At 46.3% G+C, this 16,007-nt stretch carries 12 protein-coding genes, 2 tRNA genes and 2 pseudogenes; 13 read left to right on the plus strand and 3 right to left on the minus strand.

Features of this window, described 5'->3' with window-relative positions; translation table 11 throughout:
- The first annotated feature begins 3 nt into the window (after window positions 1-3).
- The 7 genes from BW961_RS10455 to BW961_RS10485 all read left to right on the plus strand — a co-directional run bounded on the left by BW961_RS10455 (window position 4) and on the right by BW961_RS10485 (window position 8,140).
- Window positions 4-1,014, plus strand: a complete 1,011-nt coding sequence (locus BW961_RS10455; RefSeq protein ID WP_211269762.1) for a medium chain dehydrogenase/reductase family protein — start codon at window positions 4-6, stop codon at window positions 1,012-1,014.
- 90 nt (window positions 1,015-1,104) lie between these two features.
- A tRNA-Ala gene (locus BW961_RS10460) sits at window positions 1,105-1,180 on the plus strand.
- A 378-nt stretch (window positions 1,181-1,558) separates the two neighbouring features.
- The gene (locus tag BW961_RS10465) at window positions 1,559-4,234 is read left to right on the plus strand and encodes a winged helix-turn-helix domain-containing protein (RefSeq protein ID WP_068584978.1); all 2,676 of its coding nucleotides are present in this window, start codon (window positions 1,559-1,561) and stop codon (window positions 4,232-4,234) included.
- A 174-nt stretch (window positions 4,235-4,408) separates the two neighbouring features.
- Complete coding sequence (locus tag BW961_RS10470; protein WP_068584975.1) at window positions 4,409-5,395, plus strand: NAD(P)-dependent alcohol dehydrogenase; 987 nt, start codon at window positions 4,409-4,411, stop codon at window positions 5,393-5,395.
- A 237-nt stretch (window positions 5,396-5,632) separates the two neighbouring features.
- A tRNA-Ala gene (locus BW961_RS10475) sits at window positions 5,633-5,708 on the plus strand.
- Between the two features lie 340 nt (window positions 5,709-6,048).
- Complete coding sequence (locus BW961_RS10480) at window positions 6,049-7,233, plus strand: NAD(P)/FAD-dependent oxidoreductase (RefSeq protein WP_068584971.1); 1,185 nt, start codon at window positions 6,049-6,051, stop codon at window positions 7,231-7,233.
- 43 nt (window positions 7,234-7,276) lie between these two features.
- Window positions 7,277-8,140, plus strand: a complete 864-nt coding sequence (locus tag BW961_RS10485) for an RNA polymerase sigma-70 factor (protein WP_068584970.1) — start codon at window positions 7,277-7,279, stop codon at window positions 8,138-8,140.
- A gap of 827 nt (window positions 8,141-8,967) precedes the next feature.
- Here BW961_RS10485 and BW961_RS10495 read toward each other — a convergent pair.
- A complete protein-coding gene (locus BW961_RS10495) occupies window positions 8,968-9,795 on the minus strand; it encodes a helix-turn-helix domain-containing protein (protein WP_068584968.1) in 828 nt (275 codons plus the stop codon).
- A gap of 165 nt (window positions 9,796-9,960) precedes the next feature.
- Here BW961_RS10495 and BW961_RS10500 point away from each other — a divergent pair, with 165 nt between their 5' ends.
- The 4 genes and pseudogenes from BW961_RS10500 to BW961_RS10515 all read left to right on the plus strand — a co-directional run bounded on the left by BW961_RS10500 (window position 9,961) and on the right by BW961_RS10515 (window position 14,060).
- Window positions 9,961-11,127 carry a Gfo/Idh/MocA family protein gene (locus tag BW961_RS10500; RefSeq protein WP_068584965.1) on the plus strand — a complete coding sequence of 389 codons (1,167 nt, stop codon included), beginning with the start codon at window positions 9,961-9,963 and terminating at the stop codon, window positions 11,125-11,127.
- Window positions 11,128-11,156: 29 nt separating this feature from the next.
- The gene (locus BW961_RS10505; protein ID WP_068584963.1) at window positions 11,157-11,936 is read left to right on the plus strand and encodes a sugar phosphate isomerase/epimerase family protein; all 780 of its coding nucleotides are present in this window, start codon (window positions 11,157-11,159) and stop codon (window positions 11,934-11,936) included.
- Window positions 11,933-13,021 (plus strand): annotated as a pseudogene (locus tag BW961_RS10510) (Gfo/Idh/MocA family protein). The gene BW961_RS10505 and the pseudogene BW961_RS10510 overlap by 4 nt, the downstream one beginning before the upstream one ends.
- 28 nt (window positions 13,022-13,049) lie before the next feature.
- Window positions 13,050-14,060: a Gfo/Idh/MocA family protein gene (locus BW961_RS10515; protein ID WP_068584960.1), complete on the plus strand. Its 1,011-nt coding sequence runs from the start codon at window positions 13,050-13,052 to the stop codon at window positions 14,058-14,060.
- Here BW961_RS10515 and BW961_RS29885 read toward each other — a convergent pair.
- Window positions 14,005-14,283, minus strand: coding sequence for a hypothetical protein (locus BW961_RS29885; RefSeq protein ID WP_139331603.1), 279 nt, complete (start codon window positions 14,281-14,283; stop codon window positions 14,005-14,007). The genes BW961_RS10515 and BW961_RS29885 overlap by 56 nt on opposite strands.
- A 46-nt stretch (window positions 14,284-14,329) precedes the next feature.
- A pseudogene (locus BW961_RS10520) lies at window positions 14,330-14,485 on the minus strand (JAB domain-containing protein); the annotation flags it as partial.
- A gap of 504 nt (window positions 14,486-14,989) precedes the next feature.
- Between BW961_RS10520 and BW961_RS30440 the strand changes: the two are divergent.
- Window positions 14,990-15,133, plus strand: a complete 144-nt coding sequence (locus BW961_RS30440) for a hypothetical protein (RefSeq protein WP_156510121.1) — start codon at window positions 14,990-14,992, stop codon at window positions 15,131-15,133.
- A gap of 406 nt (window positions 15,134-15,539) precedes the next feature.
- A complete protein-coding gene (locus tag BW961_RS31910) occupies window positions 15,540-15,821 on the plus strand; it encodes a histidine kinase (RefSeq protein WP_082867452.1) in 282 nt (93 codons plus the stop codon).
- Window positions 15,822-16,007 lie beyond the last annotated feature (186 nt).

Consider the following 16,007-nt stretch of genomic DNA (forward strand, 5'->3'; position numbering starts at 1 on the left):
TTGATGTTGAGCAACAGACGCATCGTGTTCGACCGATATGGCGGCCCTGAAGTCCTTCATATGCTGAAAGAAGACGTTCCCGCGCCTAAATCCAATGAAGTCTTGGTCCAGGTTCTCGTAACAGGGGTTGCTCATGGCGACATTATGATAAGAAAGGGTGTCCTGACACCCCCTTTTCAGAAGCTTCCAGTGACGCCTGGCTTTGAAATCGTCGGGGTTGTAAAAGAAGTTGGAAGTGGTGTTACCTCGGTGCGCGCAGACCAGCTTGTAGCTGCATTAACCGTCATCGGAGGTTACTCGGAATATATTTGTATCAAGCACGATGAATTGGTTCCGCTGCCTGAAGGCATAAAGCCGGAAGAGGCCGCTTGTATCGCGCTTAACTATTCGACTGCCTATCAAATGCTTCATCGGTACGCGAAAGTGCAGAAAGGTGAAAAAGTATTGGTTCACGGCGCTGCAGGAGGTGTTGGAACAGCTTTACTTCAGCTCGGCAAACTCTCCGATTTGGAGATGCTCGGTACGGCATCCCAGTCCCGGCACCCCTTCATTTCCAGTCTGCATGCCACGCCTATCGACTATAGGAACACAGATTTTGTAGAGGAAATCCGATCACGATTTCCGAAAGGTATCGATGCTGTATTCGACCCAATTGGCGGCAATAATTATAAGAGATCCTACCAAGTATTGCGTAAAGGCGGACGGCTGATCGGATACGGATTTCAAAATGCGGAATCCAAACCTTTTGTTCTATCAAGTTTCATGCGACTGATGTCTTATAAATTAGTGCCAGATGGCAAGCGAAGCATTTTTTACAGCATTGCCGTAACTAGAAATTCAAAACGCGTTTGGCTTAAAGAAGATTTGAACATTTTATTTCAGCTTCTCGCTAAAGGAGCTATTCAACCTGTTATACAGCAGATATTCCCTTTGTCCGACGCTAAGGCCGCTCACGAACTCTTCGAATTAGGTGGGGGCACGGGAAAAATTTTATTGTCTTGTCGCTCGCAGTAAGGATGATAGTGTAATGGATAAATGTGGGGTAAAGTAGTGGTTGGTTATACTACCCCAAAGAATTGAATAACCAGTATAAAAATTTATCACGGGGGCTTAGCTCAGCTGGGAGAGCGCTTGCATGGCATGCAAGAGGTCAGCGGTTCGATCCCGCTAGTCTCCACCAATATCTTAAACCAGACGGCAGAGATGCCGTTTTTTTTGTTATGTCAACTTATTAATTATGTCCTTCTATTCCCAAAACTATGAATGGGATACAAAAAACACGTCAGTCTTTATTCGGCTGGTCATAAGGATTAAAACCCCAAACCCGATGGTAAAGGCGTCAGACTGGATCATCCAACAAGCAATTGATTAAGTGTTGAATCGAGTGTTGATCTAGAGTTTTCGGAAGCGCAACCATGGTTTGCACCCTAAAAGGCGGGGGTTATCCATAATTCACTGAAATGCTGACTAAGTATGTAAAAGGTAAAATCAATTAAAACGTCGAACCTAATAATAAATATTCAAAACGCGCGATTGACAGTGCAGAACGGTGGTTATGATGTCTAATTCAATTTTATCTACTAAACTATATATCCCTGAGCCTCGTTCTAATGTCGTCTTACGCCCCCGCCTAATTGAGCATCTGAATGATTGGATGCACCGTAAGTTAACTCTCGTCGTGGCTTCCGCAGGCTATGGAAAAACTTCGCTCGTCAGGGAATGGCTCGCCGTGTGCTCGCAACCGGTCGCATGGCTGTCACTGGAGGAAGCAGATAATGATCCTGTCCGCTTTCTGAGATACTTCATTACCGCTCTACAGACGATTGCGGCGAATATTGGAGAAGGGTTGTTAGGTTTGATCCACTCCGCTCAATCGTTACCGGTTGAATTGATAATAACTGCCTTGCTCAATGAAATAACCTCCATTTCGTATCATTTCATACTCGTCCTAGACGATTATCATGCTATAGATGCTTTGCCGATTGACAATGCTATCTCCTTATTGCTCGAGCATATGCCGCCACAGATGCATCTGGTCATTGTCACCCGAGAAGTTCCCCGTCTACCCTTGGCTAGATTGCGTGTCAGAGACCAACTAACCGAAGTGCGTACAGCCGACTTGAGCTTTACCTTCAACGAAACGGCCGAATTTCTAAGCAGGGTAATGGGGCTAAACCTTTCATCCGAAAACATCACTTTGCTTGAATCTCGCACAGAAGGCTGGATTGCGGGTCTGCAATTAGCGGCACTTTCCATGCAGGGGCATAAAGATCCAAATAGCTTCATTAAATCTTTCACTGGCAGTCACCATTACGTACTAGACTATTTGGTTGATGAAGTAATCCAACAACAATCTGAATGCATTCAGACTTTCTTGCTGCGCACCTCCATCCTCGATAGGTTGTGTGGCCCTCTTTGTGATGCCATTCTCCATAATGGAGTCGTGGAGCCTATTGTCCCTTCTACTTCTGGGCAAGAAATCTTGGAGTATCTCGAACGCGCCAACCTATTTATAATCCCGCTGGACAAGGAGCGGGGTTGGTACCGCTATCACCATCTGTTTGCTGAATTGCTGCGAAATCGACTGTACCAGAGCATGAGCTCAAATATAAACGATAAAGTAAGGGGTGTAACTAATTTACATATACGCGCCAGCATCTGGCATGAAGACAATGGACTGGGGATTGAAGCTTTTCACCATGCCGCTGTCGCGAAGGATATCGGGCGCGCCGCTCGAATAATAGAAGGAAAAGAGATGCCCTTACATTTTCGTGGAGAGGTGTTCCCGGTAGTGAATTGGCTGGATTCCTTATCACACGAGGAACTTAATGCATGGCCATCGCTATGGGTGATTTTTGCCTCCGCGTTACTGATGGTAGGCAAATTGATCGGTGTTGAACAGAAACTACAAGCAGCTGAGACAGCCCTGCTGGGTGTCAAGCAAGAAGAAAAGACGAAGGACCTTATCGGACATATTGCCGCCATACGTGCCACGCTGGCTGTCAGCAATAATCAAGCAGAAGTCATTTTTGCCGAGTCACGTCGTGCATTGGAATATTTGAACCCAGACAACCTGCCCGTTCGAACAGCCACCCTCTGGACAATGGGTTATGCTTACCAGCTTCAGGGGGATCGTACTAAAGCCGGTAAGTCGTATACCGAGGCATTATCGGCCAGTCAGAAGATCGGGCATGTCATGATAACCATTATGGCAACACTCGGTTTAGGAAACATACAAGAAGCGGAAAACCAGCTTTATACTGCGTTTGAGACCTATTGGCGAGTTCTGAATATGACAGGTGATCTTCCCTTGCTGGTTGCTTGCGAAGCGCATCAGGGCTTAGCCCATATTTATTATGAATGGAACGACTTGGATGCTGCTTTGCTACATGGAGAACAGAGTGTCCAACTAGCGAAACGGTTTGAACATATGGATAGAGCCGTTGAAGGAGAATTGTTTCTAGCAAGACTGAAGATGATTCGGGGAGAGACGAGCGGGGCATCCGCTATATTGGCTCAAGCGGATCATTTAGCTCGAAAACATAATTTTGTGTTGCTGGTACCCAAAATCGCTGCCATACATGTACTTTTGTTACTTCGTCAGGGCAAGCTGACTGAAGCCGCAGATAGAACGCAAAAGTATGATCTTCCCATCAGCGAGGCTCGGGTATATCTTGCACAAGGGGAAACGTCCGCAGCACTTGCAGTGCTGGATCCAATGAAGGAGCAGATTGAAGCAAAGGGATGGGAAGATGAACGGCTCAAGGTATTCATTCTACAAGCAGTTGCACTGCATGCGCATGGTGAAAAGTTAAAGGCGATGCAAATACTGGCAGACGTTCTGACAAAGGCTGAGTCTGGCGGTTTCATTAGAGTTTTTATTGACGAAGGTAATGCAATGAATAGATTATTGTGCGAAGCAGCTACATATGGAGATATGCCAGACTATTTAAGCAAGTTGCTGGCTGAGATGAGAGCAGAGGAACTGAAAAGTGAAGTCCAATCTAATCCGCGCCTAGTCCAGTCTGCCAATCACCTTATCGATCCATTGAGTCAGCGTGAATTAGAAGTACTGCACCTTATTGCGCAAGGACTATCGAATCGTGAGATTAGCGAGCGACTCTTCCTCGCCTTGAGTACGGTGAAAGGGCATAATCAGAGTATCTTTGGCAAACTACAGGTTCAAAGGCGCACCGAAGCTATAGCTCGTGCTCGTAAGCTAGGTTTGTTGTAATCTATAGAATGTCCGCCCTCCTAGTATTACTACAACACTATGCTAAAACAATACTTTAGTAGCTATAATTCAAAACCGTGCAGAGATATACTACTAGCATATTGAGTAAGTGGCTTAAAGGGTTATAACTTGCCCGATGATCGTGACCGGTCATTCATTCTAGGAGGGAATAATATGAAAGCGATTGTATACACAAAGTATGGCTCATCAGATGTTCTTCAGCTCAAAGAGATAGAAAAACCTATTCCCAAGGACAATGAAGTATTGGTCAAAATTCATGCGGTATCCGTTAACCCATTGGACTGGCATTTCATGAGAGGCAAGCCCTATATCATGCGCATGCAGACAGGGCTGCGCAGACCAAAGTACAATGCTATAGGAACAGATGTAGCAGGTCGGATCGAAGCGGTGGGCAAGAATGTGAAGGAGTTTCGACCGGGAGATGACGTATTCGGTGTGTGCAATGGAGCCTTTGCCGAGTATTCATGTGCAGCCGAAGGATCGCTAGTTAAGAAACCAGCCAATATGACATTTGAGCAAGCAGCAGCTGTTCCGATCGCGTCTTTCACCGCTCTACAAGGTCTTCGCAATCAAGGACTGATTCAGTCCGGGCAGAAGGTCTTGATTAACGGTGCTTCGGGTGGTGTGGGCACCTTCGCCGTGCAGATAGCCAAATCCTTAGGAGCGAACGTGACCGGCGTGTGCAGCACGAGGAATGTAAACATGGTTCGATCAATCGGCGCTGATCATGTCATCGATTACACCCAAGAGGACTTCACCCAAAGTGAGAGTCGTTATGATCTAATCTTCGATACGGTAGGAAACCGTTCGCTCTTAAATTGCAGACGTGTACTGAGCCCTAAGGGGACCCTCGTTATCGTCGGATCGCAGAGCAAGGGCCGATGGCTTGGGCCACTGGCTCGTTCGCTCAGAGGGATTCTGCTGTCACGGTTCGTAAGCCAAAAAATGATGATGTTTATGGCGACATGGAGCAAAGGGGATCTTGTGACGATGCAAAAGCTTCTAGAAGCTGGAGAAGTAACACCGGTCATCGACAGATATTACAAATCGAGTGAAGTAAAGGAAGCTATCCGATACTTAGAAGAAGGACATACCCAAGGGAAAGTCATTATAACCTGGGAACATACGAACAAGACCTAACAATCTAGGTGAAACCTTGCTCAATGTGGATTAACAGTTAGATGTTTTGCGTATTGAAGAAGCATGAGGGATTTTGGGGTAGTGAACCACCCAACTGGGAGTACGTGGTTGGGTATTTAACAACCCCAAAAGAATTAAATACCAGCAGTAAGATTTATCACGGGGACTTAGCTCAGCAGGGAGTCCACGTATGGTTGGTTACACACCCAAAAACAATTGAATATCAGCATTAAATATGGGGCTATAGTTTAGGGGGGGGAAATAGGTCGCTGGCAGCGATCAGTTGGCGGTTCGATTCCGCCTAGCTCCACCATACTTTAAATCAGAAACGGCAGAGATGCCGTTTTTTTTTATTGCTTTGATTGTGTTGTAGCACTCCACACATGTGGAGTGCTTAATATTGATGGTTCTGAAACAGTAGATGAGATGTGACAGTATTGCTCAAGTTACAAAGAGGTGAACCGTATCACAAGAGACGGCTAAATCTTTTAGTGTTAGCGTCCGCTTCTTTCAACTTCTAGACATGGAAAGAGTTTTTGGTGGAAGCAGAAATTCTCAAGTACAAATAATCGGCAGTCGTCAACATATCGCTGTTGTCACAAAACGACCCCTTATCTCGTTTTATAAGCAAAACAAAATAAGGAGTGGTTGCAATGAAAGAATTGATATGCATCATCGTTGGCGGAGGATATGCGGGCATTAATGCGGTTAATGCGATTCGTAAAACGTTTAAGGGTGAGGCAAGCCAGCGTCCGCTTCGACTTATTCTAATCGACAAGAATCCCTATCACTTTCGCAAAGTTTTGCTTTTTAAGCCTGCGGCTGGAAACGAAGATATAATTGTCCCACTGACAAGGTTGTTTCCCGAGGGGGTTGAATTCGTTCAGGCTACCGTAACCAAAATCGAATCAGAGAAGAGAAGGCTGCTTTATCAGGATGCCGAAGGAAATGAGAATTCGATGAAATATGACATTCTCGTTTTGACGGTAGGCAGCGTCGTACGGCAACCCGACCCTGATCAGGGGGGGGTGGCATTGGCGAGCTTGGATGCCGCGTGGAAGATCAGAGAGGCGTGGCGCACGAATATGCAAAAAGCCGTTAAGGAATCCAACGCGAAAGAGCGTCAGAGATTAATGACCATTGCCGTTGCGGGAGCAGGCATAAGCGGCATCGAGACATCTGCCGAACTGGCTCATTTCGTTCGAGAAGATGCGCAGCAATTGGGACTTGATCCGGGTGCTGTGAGGATAAAACTATTTAACACGAACAAGAGGCTATTCCCGGATGGCCCGGTCAAGGTAGGACTTAAACTGGAACGTTCACTTGAAGCTTGCGGAGTAACTATCTTACATGGGAGCAGGGTGTTACAGGAGAAAGAGGGAACGCTAACCTTATCTAGCGGAGAAACGATGTCCGTCGGTCTATGTGTTTGGACGCTGGGGCTGTTACCCAATCCAATGCTGCGAAACATCGGGTTACCGGTCACTCCGGAAGGATACGTGATCGTAGATGCAAGTTATCGGGTTCAGGGTGCTCAGGGTGTATACAGTATCGGCGACTGCGCCCGAATCGTAGACCCTGCTAGCGGACGGGCGGACGGGAAGACGTGTAAGGAAGCGACCGCTCAAGCGGCAAGGCTTGGAAAGATTTTGTCGTCGGATCTTGAAGGGCGCCCTGCACCCTCGCATAAGGGGTTTATAGACTTTTTCTGCTTTGGCTTAGGTCCGGGGCATGGAATGGCATGGACATGTATATGGGGGGTAGATATTATTTTTACGGGAAAGCTGGGTTGGCGACTGAGAAAATTCACATGGGATACGCCAAGTCTGTTAAAATAATAATGTAATTAGAGGATTAGAGGCTAAGATTGGAAGTGGTAAGATGCAAGAGTTATATGAGCAGTATAAAGGGCTGCTGTTTACGCTTGCCTACCAACTGACCGGGTCGGCTTCCGATGCGGAGGATGTTGTGCAGGACGTATTCCTGAAGATAAATGACGTAGATCTGGAGCGTTTGGTTGAACCGAAAGCATATCTGTGCAAAATGGTGACTAATCGCTGTCGGGATTTACTCAAATCGGCGCGTAAACGGCGGGAACTGTATTTCGGACAATGGCTTCCCGAGCCCATTCTTACTCCCAATGATGAATCGTTTGAAGCGGTTGTTCGTGACGAGCTGTTGTCTTACGCTATGCTCGTGTTGCTTGAAAGGCTATCCCATACGGAACGGGCGGTGTTCGTGCTTCGTGAAGCGCTCGGCTTTGAATATTCAGATATTGCTGAACTTGTTGACAAAAGTGAAGCGAATTGCCGCAAACTGTTCAGCCGTGCGAGAGGAAAGATGGGGATTACCCTCGATGAGCAGGTCCACTCAGAAGCGGCGAGCGAAGAGTGGGTCCGTCGATTCCTGAAGGCTCTCGAACTGGGAAACGTGGACACGGTTGTATCCATACTCGCCGAAGATGTCGTGTTGGTCTCTGATGGAGGGGGCAAAGCGTTCGCCGCCGTCCATCCTATTGAATCGCGCGATCTCGTCGCACGGTTCCTTCTCGGTCTAATTCGTAAGGCTCCTCATTACGAAGGAGGCGTGCATGTCGAGATGACGGATATAAATGGCCAAACAGGGCTTGTTGTCCGTTCAGGCGAGGGCATCGAAGTTGTTGTGCTGATACACGTTGAGAGAAATGCGATTTGCAACCTATACTTTGTTAGGAATCCGGATAAGCTGAGGCTTTTATTGAAATGAAAAAGAGTATTCGATATGGAGATTCGTATCGTGCATGGTGGTATAGCGAAAGTTGTGAACAGTAACCACACATGTGGTGTGAGGAAACTGAGACATTGATTTATAGGGATGACTTGGGGACGAAGGTCGTCCCCAAAGCATCATAAAGGATCCGAATAGATCATACAACTGATAACATAAACCCTTATTTAACAAGGATATTCGTACAATATCATACTGTAACCTACCTCATCTCTATCGCTGGCAGCGATGAGGTCAGGGGAGAGGATCCCCCTAGGCTCCACCTTTAATTTTACCTTTCAAACCCTTACTATGTAAGGGTTTTTTTGTTTTAGAATATTGCTTTATAGGTTAATGAGTTTATATGGGCGCTACCGACAGGTGTTCACTTTTTTCAGAATATTAAGGATGCATTGGTAGTTGGGGATCTAGGAAAAGGGTTCATAAGTAGTTTCTCGTACGGTGTGCTGAGTGCTGCTTTCATGGCAATTGATAACTCCAACATTTTTTATTTGTACAATAACAAAATAAATATATCTAATATAAGCTCTATAAAAGCCAAAGTATGCCCACGTTGTTTATTGGAACATGAATATATTGGAAAAATTTGGAGTTTAGTAAATGTTACGGCTTGTCCGTTTCATCAAATTGAATTGATTAATAAATGTGAAAATTGTAATGAAAATATCTCATGGATTAAATGTATTATTTTCAGATGTAGATGTGGACATAATCACAAATATTCAACTGAATAAAGAGAAAGGATCGTTTCTCTGAGTTTTTTTCTCAAAGAGAATCGATCCTTGTTTTGAGTTGGGTTACCTTGTTTATGTCGTACTGTTCCGGTAAGCAGAAGGAGAGACTCCCGTGTTCTTCTTGAAGCTCTTGGAGAAATGCGCCAGCTCCATGCCGACCTGCTCGGCGATGCTAGAGATGCTGGAATCAGAATAGGACAGTAGCCGTTTGGCATATTCCATCCGTTTGAGCTGAACATACTGCATCGGGGGGATCCCCACGAATTTTTTGAAATAAGGAATGAAATAGTTCGGATGCAGGTGCACAATCTCGGCCAAATATTCAACCTCAAGTGGCCAATTCAGGCGTTCATCAATAAGAGTGAGAACATCCGCCAGCCTATCCTGGACGTTCGTCTGAATGAATTCCTGCATGAAATCCAGATACCCACCGGATTCCAGGCACAATGCCAGGAGGTTCATCAGTGAGGCCTGGGTGCGCATCTTGGAGAAGAAATCATTCTCATGAAAATTGGAAATCATCTCTGTAAACATATTCCGTACGGCGTCCTGGTCCGACGCATCGCTGATGTATAGTTTGTCAGCATCATGAAACAGCGGCCATTCGCCGATACGGGCATCGAAATGGCAATAATAGCGGGTGTACGGATTGTCACGTGATGTATCAGTGGTCTGCGTGGTGCCTGCTGGCATAATCATTAGCTGCCCGGGCTTCGGATAATAGCGGACTCCGTTGAGCGTCACCATTCCCTCACCTTTGTCGATAAAATAGAACCGGCCAAAAGCCGGTGTTTCATTGGTGCGATTCCAGCCCGGATATTTGGTGCTGATCTGAGCATAGGACACGTTGACGGTCAGATTCTCTAGCAAACCGCTCGTAAGAAGGGAAGGGCGATTCATCGGCAGCACTCCTAGTGAAAGCGTTTTATATCCATTATAGCGAATGTTATCGATTTATCTAATACATCTTAATTATTTACAAAAGAATCTTAATTTCAGACATGTTCACTTTCCGATAATTGGTATATCCTCATGTCATACTTATGAAAAAGGAAGTGATCCATTATGACAGCCGTACGTTATGGAATTATTGGAGTAGGGAATATGGGCCGCGGGCATGCGATCAGCCTGCTGGGTGAGATCAAGGATGCAGAACTGGCGGCGGTTTGCGATATTAGCGCTGAGCGTCTGGAATGGGCTGAAGTGAATCTGCCGGAAGGTGTGAAGCGGTACAGCAGTCCTGAAGAGCTGTTTGCCGAAAAGACAGTAGATGCCGTACTTATTTCGACACCACATTATGATCACCCTACGCTTGCCATAGAAGCTCTTAACGCAGGATATCATGTCCTGATCGAGAAGCCTGCTGGTGTATACACCAAGGCTGTTCAAGAAATGAACGACACCGCTGCGGCTCATCCCGAGCTCAAATTCGGAATTATGTACAACCAGCGGACGAACCCGCTCTATCAGAAGCTGAGAGAACTGATTCAATCCGGCGAGCTTGGTGAAATTCGCCGCACGAACTGGATCATCACAGACTGGTATAGAACACAGAACTATTACAACTCCGGCGGCTGGCGAGCGACTTGGGGTGGAGAAGGCGGAGGCGTGTTGCTGAATCAGGACCCGCACCAGCTCGATCTGTGGCAGTGGACGATTGGGATGATGCCCAAGCGTGTACGTGCATTCTGCCATTTCGGCAAGTACCGGAATATCGAGGTTGAAGATGATGTAACCGCTTATGTGGAGTATGAGAATGGCGCTACTGGCCTATTCATTACGACAACGGGTGAAGCACCCGGAACAAACCGTTTCGAGATTAATGGTGACAACGGGAAAATCGTAGTAGAGAACGGCTCTCTGACCTTCTGGCGTCTGCGCACACCTGAGTCTAAATTCAACGCTGAGTTTACGGGTGGTTTCGGAAATCCGGAATGCTGGAAATGTGAAATTCCAGTGGAGAAGGCCGACGGCGATCAGCACAAAGGCATTCTGCGGAATTTTACCCAAGCGATCCTGCATGACGAACCGCTGCTGGCACCGGGTGAAGAAGGCATCCATGGCCTGACGCTTTCCAATGCGATGTATCTATCTTCATGGACCGACAACTGGGTAGACCTACCGATTGATGCCGAGTTATTCCATGAGAAGTTGACCGAGAAGATAAAGAATTCTACCTTTCAAAAGGAAGCATCCGAGGACAAGGCTCTCGAAGTAAGAGGAACCCATTAATCAACCATAGATACAGGAGATGATCTCAGATGCAACATTCCAATATCGCTGTTCAAATGTATACCCTTAGGGATTTTTCCCAGACGCCCGAAGAGCTAAGAACGACTTTTCAAAAGGTGGCGGCCATCGGGTATACTGCTGCTCAAGTGTCCGGCATTGGGCCGATTGACCCGGTTCTAGTCAAGGAATATGCCGACGAAAGCGGCCTGAAGATTTGTGCAACTCATGTTCCGTGGAATAGGCTGGAGAATGATCTGGACGCGCAGGCCCGGCAACATCAGCTGTGGGATTGCAAGTATGTCGGTATCGGCGGATTGCCGGATGAATACCGCACCAGTCAGCAAGGTTTTCGTACCTTTGCTAAGCAGGCATCGGAAATCGCGTATCGACTCAAGGAACAGTATGGTTTGCAATTCATTTATCATAATCATGATTTTGAATTTGAACGTTTGGATGGCGTAACGGGAATGGACATCCTTCTGAACGAGTCGAATCCTGAGACTTTCGGTTTTGAACTAGACTTGTACTGGGCACAATCTGGTGGGGCCGACCCTATCGAATGGACGCGCAAGTTAGAAGGGCGGATGCAGGTCGTTCACCTTAAAGATATGGCTATCGTGAATAGAAGACAGTCTTTTGCCGAGTTGGGTGAAGGGAATATGAACTACAAGGGAATATTAGATGCTTGCCGTGAGACTGGTGTGGAATGGTATGTGGTCGAACAGGATGTATGCCTTCGTGACCCCTTTGAGAGTGTCTCGATCAGCCTTGATTATTTGAGACGCTACATCCAGGAGAGCACGAAATGAGTCGTAAGGACGGGATGAATTATGCGCCCCGCCACGAAGCTAAACCGGTAGTACAGGCGGGGTCGTTCGTCATAGCGGCCATGGCACTGAACCACGGTCATATCTACGGCATGTGCAACGGTCTAATGGAAGCAGGGGCGCAGCTGAAATGGGTCTATGATCCAGATCCAGCAAAGGTGAAACACTTCATGGACACATACCCTGGTGTAAAAGCTGCCCGGTCAGCGGAAGAGGTTCTAGAAGATCCCACTGTCCATCTCATTGCCGCGGCAGCAATTCCCTCGGAGCGGGCAGCGCTTGGCATGAAAGTGATGGCGCATGGCAAGGATTACTTCACGGATAAGACCCCATTCACGTCTCTAGAACAGCTAGAGGCAGCCCGACTCCAAGTGGAACGGACCAAGCAGAAGTATATGGTTTATTTCAGTGAACGACTGCATGTAGAAAGCGCAGTTTATGCCTGACAGCTAATCCGCGAAGGACGGATCGGTCGGGTGCTTCAGGTGATTGGCTTAGGACCGCACCGACTGGATGCGCCAAGCCGTCCAGACTGGTTCTTCAATCGTAAGCAATACGGAGGTATTCTTTGCGACATTGGCAGCCACCAGATTGAGCAGTTTCTATATTATGCTGGCTGTAAGTCGGCCGAGGTACTCCACAGCAAAGTGGCAAATTACAATAATGCGGGTTATCCCGAACTGGAAGATTTCGGCGATGCGACGCTTGTTGGCGACAACGGCGCAACTCAGTATTTCCGCGTGGACTGGTTTACACCTGAGGGGCTGGGCACTTGGGGAGACGGTCGTACTATGATTCTGGGGACAGAAGGTTACATTGAGCTGCGGAAATATACTGACCTCGGCCGTCTCAATACAGGTGACCATGTCTTTTGGGCCGATGCGAAAGGTGAGCATTACGAGCATGTTGCGGGCAAGATCGGATTTCCATTCTTCGGTGAGCTGATTCTGGATTGTCTTAACCGGACGGAATTGGCGATGACCCAGGAGCATGCCTTCAAGGCTGCAGAGCTGTGTCTGATCGCACAAGCCCAGTCGATCAATCTAACACCGGATCAATTACGTTAGCGCAGCAGCGCAGAAAGAAGAGCAAAAGATGAACAACACTAAAAAATTAGGTGCAGCGATTATCGGCTGCGGCACTATTTTTCCTTTGCATGCCAAAGCACTGGCCAATCTTCAGGGTGTGGAGCTTCTTGCTGTTGCTGATAACGATCTATCAAAGGCAGAGCAGAAGGGACTGGAATTGGGATGCTCGGCAACCGATGATTACCGTACGATTGTCGAAAGAGACGATATTGATGTAGTGCATTTATGCACTCCGCATCATCTTCATGCTGAAATGGCTATCGAACTGCTTAAGGCAGGCAAGCATGTGCTTACTGAAAAACCTTTGGCTGCGAATCTGGACTCGGCTCGCCGCATGCTGGAGGCAGCCGCAAATAGCAAGGGGCAGCTTGGCGTAGTATTCCAAAACCGTTACAATGATCCATCTGTCCACATCAAACAGACGATCGAATCAGGCGAATTGGGAAGGCTGATCTGCTTGAAAGGCGTCGTCACCTGGCACAGGGATGAAGTCTATTACCGATCTAGTAATTGGAGAGGGCGCTGGGCCACCGAAGGCGGCGGGGTACTCATGAATCAGACCATCCATACCCTGGATCTACTTCAATGGTTCGGGGGGAATATCGCTACGGTGCAAGGCAGTGTGACAACGGATGTTCTGGATGGCGTAATCGAGGTTGAGGACTCAGCCCATGCCTGCATTGAGTTTAGCAATAAGGCTAGAGCGCTTTTCTATGGAACGAATGCTTACTTGGTGAATTCACCAGTTGAACTGGAAGTAGTCTTCGAGCATGGAACCCTACTGCAACGTAGAGATAGCCTGTATCTCTGGAAGGATGAACAGGAGACTCTTATATGTGATCCGGCATCGAGATCGTTCGGAGCTAAATCCTATTGGGGTACCGGACATTTCCTACTGATTGAGGATTTCTACAACCATATCCGCGAGAATCGCAGGTTCTGGATCGACGGCGAAGAGGGATTCAAGGCGCTGAAGTTGGCGATGGATATTTATAGCTCATCCAAAGCAAGGTCATAGAATGAAAAAGGACACGATCGAAATTGCTTAATGCCCAGCGATGTTCAGAATGACAGTAAATAACCTTCTTCTCGGTTATCGCCCTCTCGGGATGCTCACATGCGAACTTATATGCAACAAGGGGTTCGAGTCTTGTTCCCCTATTCGGCAGCTTCACCCCTTCATAGGATAAATTCTCAGTTTCAATTAGAATTTCTGCATGGAACTTTAATGCTGTTGCCATAGTTATAGTAGCCTCCCCAAATAAAATGAGGATTAATGTGTATGATTCACATTAACCCTCGTTCTTTCAAACTGATATATTTTTGATGGCCGATGACGATGTGGTCGAGAACTTCTATACCTATGATCGTTCCGGCTTCCTTTAAGCGATTTGTGGTTGAAATATCTTGGGGGCTTGGATCTGGATTTCCGCTAGGATGATTAGGCGACTGGAGTGAGTCCAATTCAGTTCATGAGATCGGTTTCTAAATAGCCTAAAACTATATCATGATTTCGAATGTTTTATCATTCTGACCTTTTATCGGAAGGGCTATAATATAAGCAGCAGATGAGTAATAGCCTGCATCAAAAAAAGAATAGGGGAAAATGTCATAGTCATTGATCTTCTGACTGAACAAGTGGTAACTGGCAGCTATCAAGAAATCCAAATTATTGTCATTAACTTATAAGTAGCGGGAGGATAGGATGGAAAAATAAATAATAAGGTTTATTTACCTGCCGAATGACCTCTGGCCTTGATAATTGACCATTGTTCTCACCTCTACAATCATGGTAGAGATGACTCATTATACTTTGCCCAGATAATTTTCAAATTTAACTTACTCCACATATTCAGTTTATTGAGAAAATAAGCAGTACTCCTGCCCCACGGTGATAGGTCTTTATGGTCATATACTAGATAGAGGCTCGGAATTAGATGGTCCGCTATGAATTATGCCAAGAGCGACGGGGAAGTCGAGTCTACTCTGAATAAAACGATTGAAGAGAAGAATAAGCTAAAATTCCCTAAAGTACTCGAATTAGTTCAGAAGAAGTGGCAGCATAATCTGAATAAAATGAACGGCCTATAGTTTCTTAGTGGGTGGTATAGTATACTAATTTAGTATACTATATACATTTAATTGATAATTTTACCCATTTTTTTAAAATATATATCATGGAAAAACGTTCGCAGCTACTGTCAGTTACAATCCTGACCTCATTCATGACAGTCTGGAACAGCTGTTCGAATTGGTGCAGAATCTTAAGAAAATGGTGTTGTTTACAACCTTGATCTGTATGCGCTTTCAAAGACTAGCTTTTTCCTGTATTCGCTTTCTCTCAGAGTATTTAAGGAAGGGGATTTTGCGAAGCGCATTCAGGATACCGACTCGGATTAGTTCGCTCAAATTTCTACGATTCAATGAGACGGCTGAGAATATAGAAGACCTCATCCAGGAGGTCTATATTACCATCTTTCAGAAGTAAGAAGCCGATCTGGAATCGCTTCAGGCTCAAATTAAACCGCACTTTTTGTACAATACGTTATCTTCGATCAGCAGGCTCGCCCGTTTAGGAGAAACGGAGAAGCTTTACCAAATGGTCAGCGTGCTAGCAACGTTCTACCGTCTTACCCTGGTTGAGGGGGAATCTATCATCCCGATTCGCGAGGAACTCCGGCAGGTCCGATCTAATATTGGCATACATAAGATAAAGCATCTAGACAGGCTTGCCGTTAACTTTGATAATCAATTCTCTGTCTTGGAATACATACCGTAAAGTTGATTTTGCAACTGTTTGTTGCTCTGAAGCATGCCATGTTCGAAGAGCCTCTTCATATCCGGCGTTGCTCAAGCTGCAATTTGGAGAATCATTTGGGTATCACGATTCAGAGCGAATTGGGCTTTGGAACGACGGTTCAGATTGCCATTCCGTTATACCGGGAGATGCCTGTTGAAAGTGAAA

The organism is Paenibacillus macquariensis, assembly GCF_900156375.1.
GTDB classification, from domain to species: domain Bacteria; phylum Bacillota; class Bacilli; order Paenibacillales; family Paenibacillaceae; genus Paenibacillus_AQ; species Paenibacillus_AQ macquariensis.

What these genes read in the sequence shown, in the direction of transcription:
- BW961_RS10455 (WP_211269762.1), top strand. Translation starts at nt 4, where the DNA reads ATGTTGAGCAACAGACGCATCGTGTTCGACCGATATGGCGGCCCTGAA.
- BW961_RS10465 (WP_068584978.1), top strand. Translation starts at nt 1,559, where the DNA reads ATGTCTAATTCAATTTTATCTACTAAACTATATATCCCTGAGCCTCGT.
- BW961_RS10470 (WP_068584975.1), top strand. Translation starts at nt 4,409, where the DNA reads ATGAAAGCGATTGTATACACAAAGTATGGCTCATCAGATGTTCTTCAG.
- BW961_RS10480 (WP_068584971.1), top strand. Translation starts at nt 6,049, where the DNA reads ATGAAAGAATTGATATGCATCATCGTTGGCGGAGGATATGCGGGCATT.
- BW961_RS10485 (WP_068584970.1), top strand. Translation starts at nt 7,277, where the DNA reads ATGCAAGAGTTATATGAGCAGTATAAAGGGCTGCTGTTTACGCTTGCC.
- BW961_RS10495 (WP_068584968.1), bottom strand. Translation starts at nt 9,795, where the DNA reads ATGAATCGCCCTTCCCTTCTTACGAGCGGTTTGCTAGAGAATCTGACC.
- BW961_RS10500 (WP_068584965.1), top strand. Translation starts at nt 9,961, where the DNA reads ATGACAGCCGTACGTTATGGAATTATTGGAGTAGGGAATATGGGCCGC.
- BW961_RS10505 (WP_068584963.1), top strand. Translation starts at nt 11,157, where the DNA reads ATGCAACATTCCAATATCGCTGTTCAAATGTATACCCTTAGGGATTTT.
- BW961_RS10515 (WP_068584960.1), top strand. Translation starts at nt 13,050, where the DNA reads ATGAACAACACTAAAAAATTAGGTGCAGCGATTATCGGCTGCGGCACT.
- BW961_RS29885 (WP_139331603.1), bottom strand. Translation starts at nt 14,283, where the DNA reads ATGGCAACAGCATTAAAGTTCCATGCAGAAATTCTAATTGAAACTGAG.
- BW961_RS30440 (WP_156510121.1), top strand. Translation starts at nt 14,990, where the DNA reads ATGAATTATGCCAAGAGCGACGGGGAAGTCGAGTCTACTCTGAATAAA.